The 22,995-nt window shown below is 41.3% G+C and carries 21 protein-coding genes; 14 read left to right on the plus strand and 7 right to left on the minus strand.

The annotated features are described in order from the left end of the window. The first annotated feature begins 4 nt into the window (after positions 1-4). The 11 genes from glpK to EWE74_RS06305 all read left to right on the plus strand — a co-directional run bounded on the left by glpK (position 5) and on the right by EWE74_RS06305 (position 12,004). On the plus strand, positions 5-1,501 hold the full coding sequence (glpK, locus tag EWE74_RS06260; RefSeq protein WP_130140628.1) for a glycerol kinase GlpK: 1,497 nt from the start codon (positions 5-7) through the stop codon (positions 1,499-1,501). A 24-nt stretch (positions 1,502-1,525) separates the two neighbouring features. Further along, complete coding sequence (locus tag EWE74_RS06265; protein WP_130140629.1) at positions 1,526-2,260, plus strand: MIP/aquaporin family protein; 735 nt, start codon at positions 1,526-1,528, stop codon at positions 2,258-2,260. Between the two features lie 75 nt (positions 2,261-2,335). Continuing rightward, positions 2,336-3,226 (plus strand): glycerophosphodiester phosphodiesterase family protein, encoded by an 891-nt coding sequence (locus EWE74_RS06270; protein WP_130140630.1) that lies wholly within the window; start codon positions 2,336-2,338, stop codon positions 3,224-3,226. A gap of 17 nt (positions 3,227-3,243) precedes the next feature. Next, positions 3,244-4,581, plus strand: coding sequence for a glycerol-3-phosphate transporter (glpT, locus tag EWE74_RS06275; RefSeq protein ID WP_130140631.1), 1,338 nt, complete (start codon positions 3,244-3,246; stop codon positions 4,579-4,581). 77 nt (positions 4,582-4,658) lie between these two features. Beyond that, positions 4,659-4,805 carry a hypothetical protein gene (locus EWE74_RS21075; protein WP_165384656.1) on the plus strand — a complete coding sequence of 49 codons (147 nt, stop codon included), beginning with the start codon at positions 4,659-4,661 and terminating at the stop codon, positions 4,803-4,805. An 84-nt stretch (positions 4,806-4,889) separates the two neighbouring features. Next, complete coding sequence (locus EWE74_RS06280) at positions 4,890-6,059, plus strand: cysteine desulfurase family protein (RefSeq protein ID WP_130140632.1); 1,170 nt, start codon at positions 4,890-4,892, stop codon at positions 6,057-6,059. Between the two features lie 98 nt (positions 6,060-6,157). Further along, positions 6,158-6,484, plus strand: coding sequence for a HesB/IscA family protein (locus EWE74_RS06285; RefSeq protein ID WP_165384674.1), 327 nt, complete (start codon positions 6,158-6,160; stop codon positions 6,482-6,484). A 173-nt stretch (positions 6,485-6,657) separates the two neighbouring features. After that, positions 6,658-7,662: an aspartate--ammonia ligase gene (gene asnA, locus EWE74_RS06290; RefSeq protein WP_130140634.1), complete on the plus strand. Its 1,005-nt coding sequence runs from the start codon at positions 6,658-6,660 to the stop codon at positions 7,660-7,662. A gap of 111 nt (positions 7,663-7,773) precedes the next feature. Beyond that, positions 7,774-8,973, plus strand: coding sequence for an enoyl-ACP reductase FabV (gene fabV / locus EWE74_RS06295; protein WP_130140635.1), 1,200 nt, complete (start codon positions 7,774-7,776; stop codon positions 8,971-8,973). 265 nt (positions 8,974-9,238) lie between these two features. After that, complete coding sequence (locus EWE74_RS06300; RefSeq protein ID WP_130140636.1) at positions 9,239-9,958, plus strand: TetR/AcrR family transcriptional regulator; 720 nt, start codon at positions 9,239-9,241, stop codon at positions 9,956-9,958. A 15-nt stretch (positions 9,959-9,973) separates the two neighbouring features. Beyond that, the gene (locus EWE74_RS06305; RefSeq protein WP_130140637.1) at positions 9,974-12,004 is read left to right on the plus strand and encodes a M3 family metallopeptidase; all 2,031 of its coding nucleotides are present in this window, start codon (positions 9,974-9,976) and stop codon (positions 12,002-12,004) included. Positions 12,005-12,099: 95 nt separating this feature from the next. Here EWE74_RS06305 and EWE74_RS06310 read toward each other — a convergent pair whose 3' ends face one another. The 6 genes from EWE74_RS06310 to metA all read right to left on the minus strand — a co-directional run bounded on the left by EWE74_RS06310 (position 12,100) and on the right by metA (position 18,989). After that, positions 12,100-14,034 (minus strand): solute symporter family protein, encoded by a 1,935-nt coding sequence (locus tag EWE74_RS06310; RefSeq protein ID WP_130140638.1) that lies wholly within the window; start codon positions 14,032-14,034, stop codon positions 12,100-12,102. Next, positions 14,031-14,333 carry a DUF485 domain-containing protein gene (locus tag EWE74_RS06315; RefSeq protein ID WP_130140639.1) on the minus strand — a complete coding sequence of 101 codons (303 nt, stop codon included), beginning with the start codon at positions 14,331-14,333 and terminating at the stop codon, positions 14,031-14,033. The genes EWE74_RS06310 and EWE74_RS06315 overlap by 4 nt, the downstream gene beginning before the upstream one ends. Before the next feature lie 104 nt (positions 14,334-14,437). Then, the gene (locus EWE74_RS06320) at positions 14,438-15,175 is read right to left on the minus strand and encodes a LytR/AlgR family response regulator transcription factor (RefSeq protein WP_130140640.1); all 738 of its coding nucleotides are present in this window, start codon (positions 15,173-15,175) and stop codon (positions 14,438-14,440) included. Beyond that, entirely contained in the window at positions 15,162-16,220 is a 1,059-nt protein-coding gene (locus EWE74_RS06325) for a histidine kinase (protein ID WP_130140641.1), read from the minus strand. The genes EWE74_RS06320 and EWE74_RS06325 overlap by 14 nt, the downstream gene beginning before the upstream one ends. Positions 16,221-16,269: 49 nt before the next feature. Continuing rightward, complete coding sequence (locus EWE74_RS06330) at positions 16,270-17,265, minus strand: hypothetical protein (protein ID WP_130140642.1); 996 nt, start codon at positions 17,263-17,265, stop codon at positions 16,270-16,272. Between the two features lie 779 nt (positions 17,266-18,044). Continuing rightward, entirely contained in the window at positions 18,045-18,989 is a 945-nt protein-coding gene (gene metA / locus EWE74_RS06335) for a homoserine O-acetyltransferase MetA (protein WP_130140643.1), read from the minus strand. A gap of 287 nt (positions 18,990-19,276) precedes the next feature. Here metA and EWE74_RS06340 point away from each other — a divergent pair, with 287 nt between their 5' ends. Beyond that, positions 19,277-19,702, plus strand: coding sequence for a hypothetical protein (locus tag EWE74_RS06340; RefSeq protein ID WP_130140644.1), 426 nt, complete (start codon positions 19,277-19,279; stop codon positions 19,700-19,702). A 66-nt stretch (positions 19,703-19,768) separates the two neighbouring features. Here the strand turns inward: EWE74_RS06340 and dnaB are convergent, their stop codons facing one another. Next, positions 19,769-21,352, minus strand: a complete 1,584-nt coding sequence (dnaB, locus tag EWE74_RS06345) for a replicative DNA helicase (protein WP_130140645.1) — start codon at positions 21,350-21,352, stop codon at positions 19,769-19,771. A gap of 393 nt (positions 21,353-21,745) precedes the next feature. On the opposite strand from dnaB, the gene ubiE reads away from it, so the two are divergent. Both ubiE and EWE74_RS06355 read left to right on the plus strand, forming a co-directional pair. Next, positions 21,746-22,486: a bifunctional demethylmenaquinone methyltransferase/2-methoxy-6-polyprenyl-1,4-benzoquinol methylase UbiE gene (gene ubiE / locus EWE74_RS06350; protein WP_130140646.1), complete on the plus strand. Its 741-nt coding sequence runs from the start codon at positions 21,746-21,748 to the stop codon at positions 22,484-22,486. Between the two features lie 53 nt (positions 22,487-22,539). Further along, positions 22,540-22,989, plus strand: a complete 450-nt coding sequence (locus EWE74_RS06355) for a GatB/YqeY domain-containing protein (RefSeq protein WP_130140647.1) — start codon at positions 22,540-22,542, stop codon at positions 22,987-22,989. The last annotated feature ends 6 nt before the right edge of the window (positions 22,990-22,995 follow it).

Here is a 22,995-nt window from a genome sequence, read left to right on the forward strand (position 1 = left end):
TCGAATGAAGAAAGAATTTATTTTAGCGCTAGATCAAGGTACGACAAGTTCCAGAGCTATCCTTTTCAATAAGAAGGGGGAAATTGAAAACATCGCCCAAAAGGAATTCACACAGCTATTTCCCCAGTCGGGCTGGGTCGAACATGATGCGCAGGAAATATGGTCCTCACAACTTAGTGTATTAACGGAGGTTATTGCAAAAGCCAACATAAAACTAGACGCCATCAAAGCCATCGGTATTACAAATCAGCGCGAGACAACGGTTATTTGGAATCGAAAAACCGGCGAACCTATTCATAATGCTATTGTTTGGCAAGACAGACGTACCGCAGCCTATTGCCAGTCGATCGTGGAAAAAGGTTTGGCAAAAACAATACAAGAGAAGACCGGTCTTTTAATCGATGCTTATTTTTCTGCGTCCAAAATCAATTGGATCCTTAAACACGTCAAAGGTGCTCGCAAATTGGCCGAAAAGGGGGAATTGGCGTTCGGAACAATAGATTCCTGGCTCGTCTACAATCTGACCGACGGCAACAAACATATCACAGACGTCACCAATGCATCGCGTACACTGCTCTTCAACATACATACATTAGCTTGGGACGAAGAGCTCCTAGATATCTTTGATATTCCTGCATCCATGTTGCCTACCGTATGCGATAGTTCGGAAGTCTATGGAGAAACCAGCACGACATTAGGGGCTCGACCAATCCCTATTGCGGGGATTGCAGGCGATCAACAGGCTGCCTTGTTTGGTCAACTATGCACCCAAAAAGGTATGGTAAAAAACACGTATGGAACAGGCTGTTTTTTACTGATGAATATTGGCAAAAAGCCTGTAATCTCCACGCACAAATTGGTAACGACCATCGCCTGGAAAATTGGCAAAGAAGTTAATTATGCGTTAGAGGGAAGTATCTTCATCGGCGGAGCAGTTGTCCAATGGCTACGCGATGAATTGGGCATTATCAAAAAAGCAAGTGATATTGAGCAATTGGCCATGAGTGTAGAGAGTACAGACGGCGTATACCTGGTTCCTGCTTTTTCGGGTTTAGGTGCACCACATTGGAATCCGGACGCGAGAGGAACACTTCTCGGGCTATCCCGTGGCTCAAATGACGCCCATATTGCACGAGCGGCATTGGAAAGCATTGCTTATCAAACCTACGATATACTCAAAGCGATGGAATTAGATTCTCAATCTAAAATCCGGGAACTACGGGTGGATGGAGGTGCCACACAGAATAGTTTCCTTATGCAATTCCAAGCTGATATTTTAAAAACCAATGTCATTCGCCCAGCCATCACCGAAACAACAGCTATGGGAGCCGCATTTTTAGCGGGCTTGGCGGTCGGCTTTTGGGAAGACATTGACCAATTGCAGTCTTTGTGGCAAGAGGAAAGAACCTTTGTTGCTGACAAGAAAAAGAAATATCAACCACAGCTTAAAGCGTGGAAAAGAGCGACAGACACTGTAAAATTCTGGGCAGACTATAAATAAGATATTGATTTTAATCGCATTATTATGACACCTTTTTTAGCAGAGTTGATCGGTACAGCGTCCATGATATTATTAGGCGGAGGCGTTGTGGCAAATGTCGTATTGAAAGGCACCAAAGGCAACAACAGTGGATGGATAGTCATTACGACCGCCTGGGCCATGGCGGTATTTGTCGGCGTGACTATTGCTGGGCCGTATAGCGGCGCACATTTGAACTGGGCAGTTACCATCGCCAACCTCGCCTTAGGAAAGCTGGATCTGGCGACTTCTTTATCGTATATGGCCGCACAGATAATCGGTGCCATGGTCGGTGCTTTTACGGTATGGGTCGTATATAAAGATCATTTCGCTCAAACACAAGATGCCGGAGCAAAACAGGCGGTGTTCTGTACAGCACCGGCTATCCGAAACCTCCCCATTAATCTAATCAGTGAAATAGTGGGCACATTTGTTCTTATATTCACCATTTTGCATTTCACCGATGCCTCCTTGGGTGGAGCCGACGACAGTACGCCTATCGGTTTGGGTTCAATAGGCGCTATACCGGTCGCTTTTCTGGTGTGGGTAATTGGTCTTTCATTAGGCGGTACAACAGGCTACGCTATAAATCCGGCGCGCGATTTGGGACCGCGTATTATGCACGCCATGCTACCCATCCGAAATAAAGCACCTTTTGATGCTGCTTACGCCTGGGTGCCGGTCGTCGGACCTATCATCGGTGCGCTTATAGCCGCTACACTGTATATTACTATTTATTAGGGCAACATACCCCTATCAATCTAGATATTCTTCAGCATGACTATAAAAAAACCGTATTTCAAGACAACTCTTGCTATGGGCACGCTAATATTATCCAGCGCTTGTGGTTCTTTATCCTCCTGGAATAAACCAGTGCAGTATAACGATACGTTCCCCACATTCTCTTATGAAGGGCACCGTGGGGCACGTGGACTTTATCCGGAAAATTCCATTGGCGCTATGAAAACGGCAATTGACCTGCCAAAAGTTACGACGTTGGAAATGGATTGTCACATCACGAAAGATAATCGCGTTGTGGTCTATCATGACCATTATTTGAATCCAAAGTTTGTCCAATATACCAACGGGAAACCACTTGCTGGAAAAGACTATAAGGGAATAATTTATCACTACAACTATGCTGAATTGGCACAATTTGATATTGGAAGTAAATTCTATGAGGACTTTCCACAGCAAAAGAAAGTGCCTACGACCATAGCCTTATTGTCTGATCTTATCGACGAATCGGAAAACTACGCACAGGGAAAAAGAAATACTCCCATGTTCTATAACATAGAGACGAAGAGCAAAGCAGGAAAAGACGGCGATTACCACCCAGATCCACGGCAATTTTCGGATCTCTTATTGCAGGTTATCATCGATAAAGGAATCGCATCCAGAACTGTTATACAATCCTTTGATAAACGCACCATCCAATATATTAATCGGGTCTATCCTCAGATAAAAACGTCGTTTCTGATTGGAGGAGAAAACAAGAAGTCGATCTCGGAACTTGTAGCCGAGCTAGGCTACCGTCCTTTCATTATTAGCCCGCATTATTCGTTAGTTACACCTAAATTTGTCAAAGAGGCTCATAAAGCCGGCATCAAGATCGTCCCCTGGACGGTGAATGATCAAAAAGAAATAGAAAAATTGGAAGCTATCCAAGTGGATGGCATCATCAGTGATTACCCTAATTTATTTTAACAAGCACCGAAAAATCTATGTTTAATATTTTCAAGCCAGCGGCACACAAACCTCAGCTACCGGCTGATAAAATAGACCCAGAATATAAAAAATTACGTCTACAGGTATTCATAGGTATATTTATAGGATATGCTGCTTATTATTTTGTTCGCAAGAATTTTTCCTTTGCCGTTAAAGATTTACAGGATTCGCTGGGCTATACTAAGGCGGAATTGGGTTTTGCCATGTCTGCCATATCAATCGCTTATGGCTTGAGCAAATTTCTGATGGGCAATGTTTCGGATCGAAGTAATGCCCGGTATTTTCTGGCCACGGGTCTGACACTCTCTGCATTAACCATGATATTCATGGGTTTCTCCCCTTTTGCCACATCATCTATAGGCATTATATTCGCACTTCTATTTATAAACGGCTGGGTACAAGGTATGGGTTGGCCGGCCTGTGGCCGCGTGGTGGTACACTGGTATTCTATCAAGGAAAGGGCCACAACGATGTCTATCTGGAATCTTGCGCATAACGTTGGCGGTTTTTTAGTTGGTCCGTTAGCTATATTGGGGGTTGAATTATTTGTAGATTGGCAGGCCCGCTTATATTTCCCAGGCTTAGCGGCTATATTGGTCGCTTTTATATCGATTTTACTGGTACGCGACACACCGCAATCTTGTGGCCTTCCTCCTATTGAGGAATACAACAACGATTACCCTAAAACGTATGACAAATCGCAGGAAAAAGAATTTCGCGCGAAAGATATCTTTTTCAAGTATATCTTTAACAATAAAATGCTGTGGTTTATTGCTGTTGCCAATGCCTTTGTCTATCTGGTCCGCAACGGCATTATCAACTGGGCACCTACTTATCTGCAGGAAGCCAAGCACTTTACTGCATCCGAAGCAACTTGGTCGGCTTCTATCTATGAGCTTGCAGCTATACCGGGTACCATCCTATGCGGATTAATGAGCGACAAGCTCTTTAAGGGACGTCGCGCGCCTGTCACGATCATCTATATGGCCGCGACATTGCTGGCCGTATTTCTTTATTGGATTACACCGGGAGAAACAGCGTGGCTGGTAAACGGTTCTTTATGGGCTATTGGCTTTTTAATCTACGGGCCGGTTATGCTTATCGGTGTTCAGGCATTGGATCTGGTTCCTAAAAAAGCAGCAGGTACCGCAGCAGGGTTAACCGGATTGTTTGGTTATTTTATCGGCGACCTGTTGGCGAATGCCGCCCTTGGTGCCATCGTGGATCACAGCGGATGGAATGCAAGCTTTGAAATTGTATTATTATCCTGTGGATTGGCTATTTTGTTCACGGCCTTTACCTGGAACAGGGAGAAAGTTCTTTTACAACGATAAGACGTTTAAAAACCGTCCGATAAAACGTTTTGTCGGGCGGTGTGTTTATACTATATATACGCCATAAAGAAAACGTCATGACAAAAAGCATATTCCGTCTTTTGAACAAACTAAATAGAAGCATATTGCCGAAATTGTCGGGCAAGGATCCCAGTAAATTGACTAAATGGGAACAAGCTATACTTGCTTACCGCTATTATGTCCTTACGCGCTCACTCGATTAATTGTCTGCTCGGAATTCCGGTACCCTAAACAAAAATAGCTTCTACAACACCTCGTTTTTATCTTTTTTACGCTATCTTTAGACTATGTCATGGATATACTTGGACAATAATGCCACTACAAAGATAGCCCCCGAGGTTTTGGACGTTATGCTTCCTTTTCTACAGGAGTCATACGGAAATGCGTCCAGTGTACAGCACCGGATTGGGCGTGATGCGAATCAAGCCGTCGTGTGGGCAAGACAACAGGTCGCACAGAGGTTTCAGGTGAAGGAAAGCGAAATTTTCTTTAACTCCGGTGCAACGGAAGGTATTAACATGGTACTTCGAGGAATTGCCTATGCGTATGCCCGAAAGGGAAAACATATAATTACTTGCCAAACGGAACACAAAGCAGTTTTGGCAACTTGTGCTCAATTGGAACGAGCTGGTATAGAAATAACGTACTTGCCTGTTGATCATAACGGTGCAATAGATTTACAGCTTCTCCAAGACAGTATTCGGCCTGACACCATCTTGGTATGTATCATGGCAGCTAACAATGAAACAGGCGTGGTTCACCCCATCTCAGCGATAGCGCAAATCTGTCAAGAAGAAGACGTGTTGTTTTTCTGCGATGCGACACAACTGGTTGGTAAACAAGACATCAATTTACAGCAGATCCCTATTGACATTTTAACCTTTAGCGCACATAAATTCCACGGTCCCAAAGGTGTAGGTGCACTATATGTGCGTCGCAAACGTAAACCCATACAGATACCTCCGTTAATATCCGGCGGGCAACAGGAAAACGGTTTTCGCGGTGGAACCTTAAATGTACCAAGTATTGTAGGCTGTGGAAAAGCATTGGAAATTGCCGGCGCGCATCCAGAAACCCGGCATTACCGTGACGACCTAGAAAAGCAAATCAAGCAGCTAATACCCGAAGTCATCATCCATGGTGAGCAGGCTCTACGATTAGATAACACTAGTTTCATTGCTTTCCGGCACATCAAAGCTGCGGAAATCATGACCAGCCTTCCCAACATTGCACTCTCCTCTGGTTCTGCCTGTACTTCGGGCCTTCTAGACCCATCACATGTATTAAAAGCGATGGCTGTTAGCGACGAAGATGCATTCAGCAGCATCCGTATCAGCTTAAGTAAATATACTACGGCAGCAGATATCCAACAAACCATGGACAGCCTGGTCGATGTCGTCCAAAAGTTACGCTCATCCTCACCCATCTGGCAGCTTTTTAACAAAGGAGTGCTCTAAGAAAATATTTTTTGACATTCAGCAAACCGCGAAAAATTGGAAGTATACAAAAGAATAACGATTTTTGTAAAGGCAAGAAAGAAAAAACGATGAACGAATTGGTAACGATCACAGATAAAGCAAAGCAACGCATCGAACAGATCATGCAAAAAGAAAATTATGACGACAATTACTTTGTGCGGGTTGCCGTGGAAAGTGGTGGATGTTCCGGTCTTTCTTACAAGTTATCGTTCGACAACGAAGAAAAAAAAGGAGACCAGTTTTGTGAAGATAAAGGCGTAAGAATTTGTCTCGATATCAAATCGTATCTTTATCTAGCAGGAACAGAGTTAGATTACTCCGATGGACTTAACGGAAAAGGTTTTGAATTTCATAACCCGAATGCTTCACGTACCTGCGCCTGTGGCGAAAGCTTCTCTGTATAAAAGAATAATAAACGCCTCTGTATAAACGAGTGACAAAATCCTAAGCTATTTTTTAGTAAAATTTTCAAAACATCCTTTGTTTTGTTATTAAAACCTTTATTTTTGCTGATAAAATTTAAAAAAATATCAATCTTCAAAATCTGGATTATGGTATTTTGAGGGCTAGCATTTTTATGGGACGTAACTTACTAAAGACAGAACAAGCGATTACGTTTGTTAAGCATACTTTTTCACAGAAATTAATTCAGGCATTGAACCTTATTCCGGTTTCTTCACCGCTTGTTGTACTGGATGGAACAGGCATTAATGATGACCTAAATGGCATCGAACGTCCTGTTGGATTTCCGATCAAATCATTAAATGAGCAACGTGCTGTAGTCGTCCATTCTCTTGCAAAATGGAAAAGATTACGTTTAAAAGAACTGGAAATTGAATCGGGCGAGGGTATCTTAACCGATATGCGTGCTTTACGTCCTGATGAAGACTACAGTCCTATTCATTCGATCTATGTTGATCAATGGGACTGGGAGAAACATATAAATCGTGAAAACCGTACTTTCACCTATCTAAAAGACTCCGTATTAAAGATTTATCGGGCGCTCTACGAGACCGAACACGAGGTAGAACAACGATATCCTGCCAAACAGGCCGTTTTACCAAAAGATATACACTTCATCGCTTCAGAAGAGCTACTGGCAAAATACCCCGATCTTACCCCAAAGGAACGCGAAAACGCTATAGCTAAAGAATATGGTGCTGTTTTTATTTATGGCATCGGCGGAGAACTAAGTAACGGCTTTGCACATGATGGTCGTGCTGCTGATTATGATGACTGGAGTACCGATAACGAAAATGGATACAAAGGGTTGAATGGAGATATTCTCGTGTGGAATCCTATCCTACATACTGCTTTTGAACTTTCTTCTATGGGTATCCGCGTCGATAAAAAGGCACTGCTACATCAGTTGGAGCTAAGACAAAGCATGGAAAGAACACAGCTTTCCTTTCATAACATGTTACTCAACGATCAGTTGCCGCCATCTATCGGCGGTGGTATCGGCCAGTCGCGTGTTTGTATGTTTATGCTCAAAAAAGCCCACATCGGAGAAGTACAAGTAAGTATATGGGATAATGAGCAACGAGATATATTGGCATCGCAAAATATTAATTTGTTATAACTTTCTTCGATAGTCCTTTTTTGATCCGTTATTCCTGCATCGGCGTTGGTAGGAAGCAATAGCTAATTATTGTTATATTTGCATCATTATTTGGAAAGATAAAAAAACGATATGATTATACAACCACGTGTAAGAGGTTTTATTTGCTTGACTTCCCACCCGGAAGGAACAGCTCAACATGTTAAACAGCAAATAGATTATGTAAAATCTAAAGGTAAAATCGAGAATGGCCCTAAAAAAGTCCTGGTAATTGGTGCTTCCACAGGTTTTGGTTTGGCTTCACGGATTACCGCGGCCTTTGGTTCAGATGCCGCTACCATTGGCGTGTTTTTTGAAAAGCCCGCTGCTCCCGGGAAACCAGGTACGGCCGGTTGGTATAATACTGCCGCCTTTGAAAAGGAAGCTTCTGACGCTGGACTTTATGCAAAAAGTATCAATGGGGATGCTTTTTCGGACGAAATCAAAAAACAAACCATTGATCTTATAAAGGAAGACCTTGGACAGGTGGATTTGGTCGTGTATTCATTAGCTTCCCCACGTCGTACTCATCCAAATACCGGAGTAGCCCACGCATCCGTTTTGAAACCTATCGGACAAACTTTTACGGATAAAACGGTAGATTTTCACTCCGGTGTGGTTTCAGATATTTCCATCCAACCTGTAGAAAGTGAAGAAGATATCCATAACACTGTCGCTGTAATGGGCGGTGAAGACTGGAAGTTTTGGATAGCGCAGCTGAAAGAAGCAGGTGTATTGGCAAATGGCGTGAAAACAGTAGCCTATTCTTATATCGGCCCAGAACTTACCTATCCGATCTATAGAAATGGTACAATCGGTAGAGCAAAGGATGATTTGGAAGGTACTGTACCGGTTCTCAACGATCTATTACAGGATATAGGTGGTATTAGTTATGTTTCGGTAAATAAAGCTTTAGTAACGCAGTCAAGTTCGGCTATTCCCGTTGTTCCACTATACATCTCCTTGCTCTATAAAGTAATGAAAGAAAAAGGCATACATGAGGGCACCATCGAACAAATGCAACGGCTATTTGCTGACCGTCTCTATGCGAACCGCGAAATTCCGTTAGATGAAAAAGGACGTATTCGGGTAGATGATTTGGAAATGCGGGAAGACGTGCAAGCAGAAGTGGCTAAACTGTGGGAACAGATTACGACCGAAAATTTAGAGCAGATATCTGACATCTCCGGTTACCGTAATGATTTCTTTAACTTGTTTGGTTTTAATTTCGACGCGGTAGATTACGACATGGATACCGACGAAGTCGTCAACATACCCAGCATCAAAGACTAGCTAAAAATTTATTAAATAAATAGATAAGGGCAGTAAGATCATTATTCTTACTGCCTTTATTATTTTTTATGCCTACCTGTTGCCAATAGAAGAAATAAATTGAGAATTAATACATCAAATTTCATCTAAATAATTGCAATAACACCTTAATATACAATTAAAAAAATACGTAAAAAAGAATTTTATCTATTTGATATTTCCAATATAAATAGCCAACTTTACAAAAATAGAGTATAACAATCGATTAAAAAAAACCTACCAACCCATGGCGAAAAAGAAAAATAAAGTGATTGAAGAATCAGAAATTATTCCGGCAAAAAAAACACGTAAAATTGTAGCTGGACCCATACGCGATAAAGAACGAACCAAGCGTAGATTAATAGCGACCGTAGGCAAGGTATTGCAAAAGTATACGTATGCAGGGCTTACCATTACGAATATAGCGAAAGAGTCTGGTCTAAACCCTAAGCTTATCTATCTCTATTTTGGAAATTTAGATGGGCTGATAGAGGAATATATCCTAGAAAAGGATTTTTGGGCAGGAAAGCTTAAAACACAGATTACCGAGCTTGCCGAAAGTTCAAAATCTCTTCGTGCAAAAGACGCTAATGATTTATTCCAGTTACAGTTTGATTCGTTCCTGAAAGACAAATCCATGCAGCGTATTATCCACTGGGAAATGGGTGTAAAAAATAAGTTATTGCGAAAAATTGCAGACGAACGCGAAGAAGTTGGTAAGAATGCCCTTGACCTTATTTCCACCCAGTTTAAAAATACCGACGTAGATATTCAAGCTACACTGGCTATTATTCTTGGTGGAATTTACTATTTGACATTACATGCCAAAAATAATGGCAGTACAGTGGGTGGCATTGATATTAACGAAGACGAAGGCCGGGAACGCATCGAAAAGACGATGGAAAGATTGATTTTTCGGGATTTTGAAGATGCCGAAAAGAAAAAAACATCCAAAGGAAAAAAATAACGCGTATTTTTGCGTATGTCTATATTAAATCAAAAATTCAATACGGCGCATGATACTGCGCCATTTTCACAAATAAAAAACGAAGATTATATTCCGGCATTTGACATCGCCATCGAAAAGACAAAGGCCGAAATCTATGCTATTATCAACAATTCCGATAAGCCGACTTTCGAAAACACCATCGCGGCAATGGCCTATTCCGGTATGGAACTGGATCGCATATCCAACATATTTTTCAACTTGCACTCCGCAGAAACCAACGATGAACTTGACAAGATAGCCCAGGAAGTCGCTCCAAAGTTATCCAAGCTCGCTAACGACATCACATTGAATCCGCAACTATTCGAGCGAGTAAAAGCAGTGTATGACCAAAAAGATCAGCTTTCGTTAAACGGCGAGCAACATACTTTGTTACAAAAATCTTATCGTGATTTCGTTAGAAACGGCGCTTTGTTAGCGGAGGAGAAAAAGGAAATATTACGTCAGATCGATGCAGAACTCTCTGTATTAAAGCTAAAATTTGGAGAGAATGTATTGGCGGAAACTAACGCGTATCAATTACACATAACCGATGACCAGGATTTGGTAGGTTTACCGGAAGGTGCAATAGAAGCTGCACGAGGATTAGCTGAAATACAAGATAAAACAGGCTGGATATTTACACTAGATTATCCAAGTTACATCCCCTTTATAACCTACGCAGACAACCGGACGCTTCGACGTGAAATTGCTATTGCTGCCGGACGTAAAGCGTTTCAAGATAATGAATACAACAACACGGAGAATATCCTTAAAATAGTACGCTTACGTTTCCAACGTGCCCAATTGCTAGGGTATGATACACACGCCCATTTTGTATTGGAAGAGCGCATGGCAAAGCAACCCGCAAATGTAGAAGCTTTCTTAAATGATTTGCTACATAAAGCGAAACCAGCTGCCGAACAAGAACTGCAGGAACTCCGTACTTTTGCAAACAATATGCATGGCATAGCACAACTTGAGAAATGGGATACAGCCTATTATAGTGAGAAGTTGAAACAGGAAAAATTCAATTTAGATGATGAGTTACTAAAACCCTATTTCCAGCTTGAAAAAGTAATGGATGGTGTCTTTACCATCGCCCATAAACTTTATAACCTGCACTTTCATGAAATACAGCATATCGATAAATACCATGAAGAGGTTCGCACATTTGAAGTCACCGATCATAACCAACATCTAGTGGCTATATTTTATGCAGATTTCTTTCCGAGAAAAGGTAAACGTAACGGTGCTTGGATGACATCTTTTAAACCACAATATTTTAAGGATGGTCAGCATGAGCGACCGCATATATCTATTGTATGCAACTTTACACGTCCCACGGCTACGAAACCTTCTTTACTTACGTTCAACGAGGTTACGACGCTCTTCCACGAATTTGGCCACGCCCTACATGGGATGTTAGCCGATACCACCTACCCTACTTTATCCGGAACATCGGTGTTTTGGGATTTTGTGGAGCTACCGAGCCAAATCATGGAGAACTGGTGTTACGAAAAAGAGGCGCTCGAACTATTTGCTAAACATTATCAAACAGGTGAAACGATCCCCATGGAGCTCATTGATAAGATTAAGGCTTCGGCCTCGTTTATGGAAGGCATGGCCACTTTACGTCAACTTGGATTCGGATTATTAGATATGGGCTGGCATGCGCAAGACCCGACACCTGTCGACAATCTCAAGGCTTTTGAAAGTAGCTGTTTTGCTTCTACGCAACTGCTTCCCGATGTTACAGAAAACGCCATGAGTCCTTCGTTTTCACATATTTTTAATGGAGGATACTCTTCAGGCTATTACAGCTATAAATGGGCAGAAGTATTAGATGCGGATGCGTTTGCCTATTTTCAGGAAAAAGGGGTTTTTAACGAGACCGTAGCCGACAAATTCAAAGAGAACATCCTTTCTAAAGGAGGGACAGAACATCCCATGACGCTTTACAAGCGGTTTCGTGGAAAAGAACCTAGCGTAGATGCATTATTGAAGCGGGCAGGGTTAATTAAATAATCGGCATAAATCTGACCTAAAATTTTATACAAAAATAAAAAGCTCGATTCCCATAAAAATAGAATCGAGCTTTTTTCTATTTCCAATATCACCCCTTACTTAGCAACATTGTTTTCGACAGTCATCCCTCCATTCCGCTTCGGATACCATAATGATACCAAATATACAGTCAGTACTGCCAGCGGAAAAGAAATCAACGCCGGATTTTCCAATTGATGCCATGCGCCCGCAGCATCCAACCCATATTTATCCCACATGGTGGGCGAAGTAAGAATGATCAATAAAGAGGAAACAATACCGACAATAATAGATGCAGCAATTCCTGTTTCGGAGGTTTTCTTCCAAAAAAGTAAAAACAAAATCGCCGGTAAATTGGCCGATGCTGCGATGGCAAATGCCCATCCCACCAAAAAAGAAACGTTTATTCCTTTGAATGCCATGCCCAACAGAATAGCAAAAATCCCAACCGCAAATGCGGCAATTTTTCCTACTTGAACTTTCCGGTGGTCGCTTAGGTTTTTCTTTAGATAGACATCAATAAAATCGTGTGCAATCGCGCCAGAGGAGGCTACGATCAATCCGGCTACAGTACCTAATACGGTAGCAAAGGCCACCGCCGAAATAATGGAAAAAAGCACGGCACCAAATGCACGTGCCAATAGCGGTGCCGCCATATTACTGGATTCTACATCCAAAACGCCATTCACCGCCGAACCAAGTCCCATAAACAATGTCAAGATATAAAAACCTCCGATAGCAGCTATCGCCAAGATAGTCGACTTCCGGGCATCACGAGGTGTTTTAACGGTATAATAACGTATCAGAATATGTGGTAAAGCCGCTGTGCCCAAAAATAACGCTAACATCAACGATATGAAATCCAATTTACTCCAGAGATTCGCATCACGACCAATTTTATATTTAAGTCCTGGAAGCATAAAGGTTGCACCAGCTGTAGGTTCCTGATAATAAACGGATACTTGATCCTCTCCATCCGAAAATTTGACTTTTAGAAACCGGACAATCTCACTGCCTTGCAAGGCTGATAAGAACTCAAATGGACTGACTGATCCCGTTTTTTGCACTTCCTGCCCGTTGACCACAATTTTGCTCATGTGCCCCACTTGATAAAAACGACGGTTTTCTTTTGGTTCTCCGTTGTATAATATTTGTCCATTCCCCTTCTGTATAACCGTCAGAGCCTCTTTCAACCGATGCCCGTTCTGATCTTGGGTCCAATCAAACCATCGTTCAACTCCATCTTGCGAAAGCTTGACAAATGTTTTATCACCTACGGCCTGCTGGGTAACGACGTCCCAACCGGATACAGTCGTCACTTTTTCATTTTCCACTTGCGGGGTAAGTTCCATGAAGGTATAATGGCTACTACTACCTTTGAAATCCGGTGTTAAGGTCAATCCGTTTTTGAGGATAAAGAATGTCAGGACCAATGATAGCACAATTAACAACCCTCCTTTTAAAAACTGCACATAGGTCGTGGAAGCCATCCCGGCACTAGCTACGATAACAATCACAATAGCACCGACCAACAGCACACCTGCCCAATGTGGCATACCAAGAAGAGGCATCACCAAATCGCCCGCTCCTACCATTTGAGGTATAAGATAAAAGATAGATACAATCAAGGTTCCGATGGATGCGGACAACGTTATTGCCCGCGAATTGAACTTGGCATTCAGCGCATCGGTAAAGGTGTATTTCCCCAAGCGTTTGAATGGTTCGGCAATAAGAAATAAAGCGACAACCCAGCCACCCAGAAAACCGATAGCATACAAAAAGCCATCAAAACCCGATATGGCAATCATCCCACATATCCCTAGAAAAGAGGCCGCCGATAAATAATCTCCAGCAAAAGCAATTCCGTTGACTCCCCAATGGATCTGCCCGCCAGCTGCATAATAAGAAGAAGACGAACGGGTCTTCCTTCCAAAATAAAAAGAAAGTCCTACAACCAACCCAACAAAAATAAAAAAGAACAACAGTGCTATATACGAAATTTCATAAATCATATAGCCCCTCCCTCTTCGACCTCATCGGACTGTTCGGTTTCTGCCTCATCTTCGTATTTGGTACAATAATAATTGTATACGACACCCAGAATAACGGCAAAAATAATAAGCCCAATCCCATATGCCAAAGCCAGATTAAGCCCTCCGAGCACTTGGAAGGCCAACAATTCGTACTGGAAAACACCAATCAATACAAAACCTGCATAGCAAATCAGATAAATAAAAAATAAGCGTATACCCAAAATGGATTTTCGCTTGGTCAGACTTTCTTTTTCTGTAGACGTGTTGTTAACGTGCATAATAATATTTGGAACGGTTTATAAATTGAAGTATAAACAAATGTAACCAAAAACAGGAAAAGTTTATATATTTTTTAAAATTAAAATCCGAGTCAGTACAGACATTAAATGATAGATTTTTCCGAAGGATAGTATGCGTTGACAAAATCGTCTAGATATTCGGCACCAATAGGAAGAGGTGTATCATCATCCAACAGATAAAACTGTTTCATCGCACGGGAAAATTTCATGACTTTGTGGATATTAACAACATAACTACGGTGCGCTTGGATAAATATATTGCATGGCAATATCGACAGTAATTCTCTGAGTGTGGTACGAGCTCTTATCTTACGCTTATCGGATAAGTGAAAACAGACATAATTTTTGTCACTTTTCACCAAACCTACCTCAGAAAAGATAATCTTCGCATCAAAACCTTCCTTAACGTCTTTCACAAAGATAAAATCACTTCCAGACACTCCGTATTGATTCACTTTTTTTATCACCCGGTTTATAGCTTCTGCTAAGCGGACATAGTCAACCGGTTTGGGAATACAATCATCTGCCTCTGCACTAAACGCATCCATAGCGCGTTCGCCATATGCAGTTACCAAAATGACTGCCGGACGAGGATCAATCGTCCGAATCAAAGAAATACCATCAAACCCTTCCATAACGATATCTGAAATCAATAGGTCTACGGGATTATTTCGCATATAATGAAGAGCGCGAATACTATCCGTTTCTGTACCTACCACGATCAAACGGCTATCCGTCTGTAAATAAGTATATAATACGCGTAACATGACGGGATCGTCATCCAAAAGAAATACACGTAATCTAGCGCTAGGCTGATCCATGTTCACTTTTTTTAATCGTTAATTCTACAAAGAAATACCCGAAGCGCGCGCCGTAACGCAAGCTATAACGTTGCTGCGCTAAAAGATCTAAACGTTCCTGAATACTAGATAATCCAATACCGCTACTACGTCTAAATCCGCGCTTATTTTCGAATTTGTTGATAGCAACAAAGGTGAACATATCGTCTTGACAATCTATTTTTATTTTAATGGAGCGCCCAGTATCGTTCACGGATGCATATTTTAAGACATTATCCATGAAACTCAAGAGTAAAACAGGAGGCACCTTATGTCCATCCACTGTTCCCTTTTTCACATATTCTACCACATCATTATTTCCATATTGGAGACGTAAGACATCGATTAAGCTTTCCACTTGATTAACTTCCTCCCGCAAGTTGATCATTGTCAGCCGAGCGTGCGTTTTCTCGTAACTATAACGCTGAACACTTCCCAATCTACCCAATGATCTTGCGAATTCCCAATTCCCTTTCAACGCCAGTTGATTCGCAACCGAAGAAAGGACATTGTATTGAAAGTGTCCATCCAAAACAAAGCGTAATTGTTGCTCTTTGAGTTCACTATTCTCATTTTTTTGCTTTTTGAGGACCGCAATGGACCGAATCCCCCACAGGATTAACCTAAACAGAAAAACATGTACCAATAATTTACAATATTCTACAATTAAGGTAGAAAAGAGATCGATCCATGTAAGTCTATACTCACTGTTGTAAAACACAATATCGTACAATGGGAACACCTTATAAATCATAAGGTACGTGATGCTCACCAATGTGGGATAGAATAAAAGCAATAGCAAAAAACAGAATTTCCATGCGCGTCGGACAGCACAGTAGCCTACTATAAACCACACGGTATAAAAAAGTGGAATGTAAAGCAAAAAGAAACTCGCAGCTGCCACGTATATATTGCCTTCGAATTCGCTCGTTTGATTACGTGAAGCGGTTAGCCAATAATGGGCAACCCACCCTAAAAGATGGATAAGGACGTTGGTAGGAACTCTAAGTTCAGCAATTTTCTTCATCGCGGTTGAATAAGGTAGTGCTTCTCCCGCTAAAATTACAAAAAAAAATTTAACTCTTCATCTGTCTTGTTAAGCGTTTCCACTTACGCATACACAAAAAAGACAATTTACCAATCTCCTGACAGGTGTACCGCGGACTGATCATCATATAATATCGAGTCCCGACACGGCAAGGCCAATATGACTGATTTCGTCTTCTTTTGTTGTTCCGTTCTCTCTTTCCCGGCATCGTATGGACATATAGCCATCCCTCCCACATCTCCGGCTTTACAGAAATAACTTCTTGTAAATGATCATATAATCTTCGAAATACACGCGTTGTATAATCTTCCAATGGCTCCTCCTTACGGGGAAAGATAGTGGGATAGCTTTTATAAAACGTATCATCTGCCTCATCCAAGGAAGAAAGGATAGGATAAATGGGAATATCCCGCTTATGGGATAATACCGCTAAACCTTTACGCACGACAAGATTACAATGGAAAAAGGAAACTTCTTCGTTATCCGACTCATCCTTGGTAGGTGCTGCTCCATGATTACCATCCATATAAACGACAATATGATAGCCATCGCGCAACGCAACTAACATTTTAAGAAGACAGTTACCTGCATCAGCATCAATCAACTGTAATCCCCCTACGTCTTCCATTTTCGCATGTTGTGCAAACAGATACTCACCCTGCTCCGCTAAGATCTCCCGAGACATGACCACCGCCACGTTTAATCCTTGCATATACATTACTCTGCTAAGCAAACGATAAGAACCGGTGTGAAAAGTAGCCACGATACCCGGTCGATCTTTTATCTGTTGAATATATGATGTCAGACTGGTCAGAACTTCTTGTTTGACTGGCAACACGTCCGCTAATTGATCGTCCGAAGCACGGTATCTAGAAGTAATTAGACGACGATAGATATCAGGATAACTGACCGTATCTATCTGTGGACAGAATCTATACAGATTCGCGGCGAATAAAGCGTAAAGCCAAGATGTGGCGACATCGCTGTCGTTTGTAGCACTTCTTTCCAAAAAATCCATGATCATAGAGGTTCTTTAATACCCAAAATTTAATCATTAAAAGAAAGTCTGCCCTGAACTGTCCGAGGGCAGGCTTTCCATATCAAGTCTAGAACGTTCTAAAAAAACATTTCGGTTCTTTCCTGCCTGCAGCTTCCAAATCCCAAAATGCAACTATCGTAGGTAATGCCACTTGTGTACGACGTCCTGTAAGTACTCTACGTAACCATACTTTTAAAATCTTCATGTTTTTCAAATTAAGTGTTAATTATTAAGCGTTCATGCTAGGGTCAGTTCCTATGCCCATATCCCCGTCCGGATCGGAGTTGCATGAAATATGGCAAAAAATTAAATAAATATTTTGAAGATAAAGATATCTAGGGATAATGAACATGACATTCGTGATGAAAGTATAAAAGAACGCGACAAAATAATATGTACCTTAAAAAAGGCTTTTAGTCACTAATTCTATACTACTTGTCCTAACCGTAAGTGTAGCAAATCTGCACATCACGACATTTTTCACCCCCAAAAATTAACCTTTTACCCTGAAAAACCTACTTTCTACAGTTTTTTTTGGTGACAAAAATATAATTATCCAATTTGCCGACATCGCGGAACAAAGTTATTCAGTAGTTTCTGATGCCAAAACAAGCGGAGACCGGATTATGAATCTGAAGATTAGGCATCCTTATAGAAACATCTCATGTGGAAGTAAAAAAAAGTCAGGTATTGCTTACCGGGCGATGCAAGCCTGACTTTACTTCCTTTTTCGTTTCGTTCGCGACTGTTCTTTGAAGTATATATTAAACCGTTAACTTTATTTCGCCCAGATTCGGAACATCTTTCAAGTCAAACGGTGTTTCTTGGTATACAAAATAATTCAACCAGTTATTAAACAACAAGTTTGCATGGCTTGTCCAACGCACCAACGGGGGGTTATCAGGATTATTATCGACATAATAGTCTAGAGGCATATCAATATTTAGGCCCTTCTCTAAATCCCTTTTATATTCATCATCCAATGTGAGCGGTGCATATTCAGAATGTCCGGTAAAATAGAACTCGCGTCCTCCTCGGGAAGAAAGAATGGCAAGACCTGCATCTCTTGACTCCGACAAAACAGAAATCTCTTGTTTATCTGTTATCGATGTTTTTAAAATAGTGGTGTGGCGACTATGTGGAATAAAAAACTCGTCATCAAAGCCCCGAAACAAAGGATGTCGTTTTTCTATAGCGGTATGTTTGAATACACCGAATAACTTTTCTGCTAAAGGTGATTTCTCTACACCATAGAAATGATAAAGTGCAGCTTGCGAAGCCCAGCAGATATATAAGGTGGAGGTAACATGCGTTCTTGCCCAATCAAATATGCTCTGGATCTCTTCCCAATAAGATACAGCCTCAAAATCCATCATCTCCACCGGTGCTCCAGTAATAATCATACCATCGTAGAAATCGTCACGCACTTCACTGAATCCCTTGTAAAACATCTCCAAATGCTCCTCAGGTGTATTTTTAGAAATATGGGTGTCTAGCCGAACAAATTCTATTTCGACCTGTAGCGGATTGTTAGATAACAGTCTTATGAAATCAGTTTCCGTCGTTATTTTAAGGGGCATCAGATTAAGAATAAGAACACGTAAAGGGCGAATGTCCTGCGCGTTCGCTCTTAAATCGCTCATCACAAATATATTCTCTTTCTCCAAAAGTTGAATAGCTGGAAGACTATCTGGTATCTTGACTGGCATACTATTTCCCTCGCTTAAGTTAATCTAAAACTGAGTGCAAAAATATAAAGAATTAATTGGAAGAAAAAACATCCGACGGTAAACGCTATCCAACGCATATTAAATGTCAACAATACTTACCAAAAAAATTCACCGAATATTATACCGGATTTACCGAGAAATATCAAATGCTAGTCTAATTGACGTTTTCTCCTCCACAGCAGCAACCTACTTTTGAGTCATCAAAACAACTATAAAACATAAAGAATTAAAAAATAAATATTAACAACATCAAAAACCTTACGACAATGAAAACGACAATTACAACCATCGCAACAGCATTTATCATGATGACGTCATTCTGTTCTTATGCAGCGGAAAAAGTTAACCCGTTGAAAGATCTTAATTCGGTAAATATCATCAGAACATACCTGGAGGCCGCTACCGCAGGTAGCATAACATTCAACAAATTTCTGTTTTCGGAAGACTTTGAGTACCAAAACACGGCAAATAATCTACGCTACAACAAAAAAACCTATACGAATTTTTTAAAGACAAATAAAGGCCTGAAATTCAACTGTGAAACAACCTACGAGATGCTTGATGAGTGTGGCAAAGCCTGTGTCGCGAAAGCCATCATGAAATTTGACAACTTTACACGTGTAGATTATATTACGCTAAATCACAGTCGAGATGGCTGGAAAGTAAGCAAAGTAGTAACGACTTACCCATAGAAACTGGGTATTTGTTTCAATGTTTAGTGAAAAGCCTACAAAATGTAGGCTTTTTATTTTTTCATATTAAAAAGGTGCATCGTCCGGCATATCGTTCATCCTCGAAGGCATCGTAATACCTCCAGCACCAAAACCGCCAGCTCCTCCAAAAGCATCAGACGGTCCTATCGCCGAAAAGTTGTCCATTCCTCCGCCAAAGGAATCCGCACCACCGAAATCCTCTTCCAAATCGACGAACTTAACGTATTTACCAACGAAGCGTAAGGGCACAATACCCGTTTCACCATTCCGGTGCTTGGCAATAATAACCTCTCCTACACCAGCTGTAGGCCGTCCTTCTTCGTCTTCCGTGAGCCCGTAATATTCCGGTCGATAAAGGAATAGCACCATATCGGCATCCTGTTCGATAGATCCCGATTCCCGCAAATCCGACAACATCGGACGTTTACTATTCCCAGGACGGGATTCCACCGCACGACTCAACTGGGAAAGCGCCAATACCGGAATATTCAATTCTTTCGCAACGGATTTCAATGCTCGTGAAATACTACCGATTTCTTGTTCCCGGTTTCCTCCACCTTTCCCCTCACTCTTGCCGTGCATGAGCTGCAAGTAATCCACGATTACCATTTGGATATCATGCTGTGCTTTTAGGCGACGACATTTTGCTCGAAACTCAAAAACATTTAATGCAGGCGTGTCATCAATAATAAGAGGTGCTTCCGTTAGTCTGCCTATCCGGGAATGTAGTTGTTGCCATTCATGATCGGCAAGATTTCCCTTTTTTAATTTTTCTTGTTCGATTTCTGTTTCACCTGCTATCAAACGATTAACTAACTGTACAGACGACATCTCCAATGAAAACACCGCTACCGGACGTTGATGGTCTACCGCAGCATTTCGCGCAACAGATAATACAAAGGCTGTTTTTCCCATAGCAGGACGGGCCGCAATAATAACCAGATCGGAAGGTTGCCACCCGGATGTCATTCGATCCAAAGCTGTCAATCCAGATGGAATACCCGTCAATCCGTCGGTACGGTCACGAAGCGCTTCTAGATTCGTAATCGCCTCCCGCATAATATCATCCATTTTCCGTGAATCACGGCGCAAGTTATTTTGCGCGATATCAAACAATGATTTCTCGGCATGGTCTAACAAATCAAATATATCCGTCGTCTCGTCGTAGGAATTATTTATAATTTCGGTCGACACCTTTATCAGTTCCCGTTGAATATATTTTTGGGAAATAATACGGGCATGAAATTCTATATTCGCTGCAGAAACAACACGATCTGTCAGTTGTGTTATATAATAGGCACCCCCCACCATTTCCAATGCTCCCATTTTTCGCAACTCTGCGGTTACTGTCAATAAATCAATGGGCGAAGTCTGTTGGAATAAGTTAAAAATGGCTTCGTATATTTTTTGATGTGCTTCTTTATAAAAAGAGTCCGGTTTAAGAATGTCGATAACTTCACTAAGTGCATTTTTCTCTAGCATGAGCGCCCCTAAAACCGCTTCTTCCAAATCTAAAGCTTGTGGCGGCAATTTACCCAATCCACTTACTAAATTGTGGAGACTAGCCCGTTTCTTAGCAAAATTAGTTCTGCCCCCCGCATTGTTCGAAAATTCATTCTCTATCGCCATTCCAAAAAATTCTTCTGTTTTAGTGTCCGTGTTGATCGCAACGAACAACAAAAATATAAAAAATAAACAGGAACAATCCATCTATTTGTACACACTTCGGAGTATGTTAAAAAAGCTTCATTATAACTCCCTTGCGGATACGGGTTTCCACACCAACGTTTTCCACACCTCTTGTTAATAACGTGTGGAAACAAAAAAAAGTCTCTTTCAATCCAACAAGTTATAGGAATGTTAATAACTTATGATGGTGTTTAAAACTCCTGTTCACGATAGTGGTTAAACCGAAAATAAGGCTATCAACGGTGTTCATATTCAGTACCAAATAGTTATACCTATCCACGATTTTTATATCCTTTTCTTTTAAAAGGATGATATAGAACGTATCTTTGCTGTATGGCAAACGATACCCGAACAATAAAACCTTACAAAGCACAGGAAGGTGGAAAAAAAGAGCAAGTAGCAACCATGTTCAATAACATATCCAAAACGTATGATATGTTAAACCGGATGATGACCATGGGTATCGACAAAATTTGGCGCAAGAAGGCAATCCGATCACTACGCAGCATCACGCCACAGCTTATGTTAGATGTAGCCACCGGCACGGGTGATTTTGCGTTGGAATCCATTCGAATATTAAATCCTAAAAAGATCATCGGGATAGACATTTCAGCAGGTATGCTGGATGTCGCTCGAGAAAAAATAGCGAAAAAAGGATTACAAGAGCAATTCGAAGTTCAACTAGGCGACTCGGAAAAACTGCAATTCGAAGACAATACATTCGACGCGGTTACGGTAGCTTTCGGTGTCCGTAACTTTGAAAATCTAGAACAGGGACTTGCTGATATCCGTCGCGTATTAAAACCGGGCGGTAAGGCTATTATCTTGGAGTTATCCAACCCGACCGCCTTTCCCATAAAACAATTGTATCATTTCCATTTTCATAAATTAACACCGGCATTGGGCAAGCTCATATCCAAGGATTCGAGCGCTTATTCTTATCTTCCAGAATCTGTTGCAAACTTTCCGGATGGCGACAGATTTGCCACCATTACACAGAAGGTGGGATTTAGGGATACAAAAGTTAGACCCCAAACGTTCGGTTTCTGCACAATTTACGAATGCACAAAATAGTAATTTTTCCATAGCAAGGAAAACGATAATCTATCATTTATAATTCATACGACATGTCATTAGAGCAAAAAATCAACCAGGATATTAAAGCGGCCATGATGGCTAAGGACAACGCTAAACTACGTGGTCTCCGCGCGATCAAAGCAGCTATATTATTGGCAAAAACAGAGAAGACCCAAGTGGACGAGCTCCATGCGGATACGGAAATCAAGGTATTACAAAAACTGGCAAAACAACGTAAGGAATCAGGAGATATCTACAAAAATCAAAATAGGGACGACTTGTACCAAATCGAGATGGAAGAGCTACAAGTCATAGAAGAATATCTGCCTAAGCAATTAGACCGATCTGCCATTGAAGATGTTGTGAAAGGTATTATAACGGAGGTTGGAGCAACATCCATCAAGGATATGGGTAAAGTAATGGGTGCTGCAAATCAAAAACTTGCCGGAAGCGCAGATGGTAAAACGATATCGGAAGTCGTAAAATCGTTGTTAAGTTAAGCTAGA

It is taken from the genome of Sphingobacterium corticibacterium (genome assembly GCF_004208525.1).
Classification (GTDB): domain Bacteria; phylum Bacteroidota; class Bacteroidia; order Sphingobacteriales; family Sphingobacteriaceae; genus Sphingobacterium; species Sphingobacterium corticibacterium.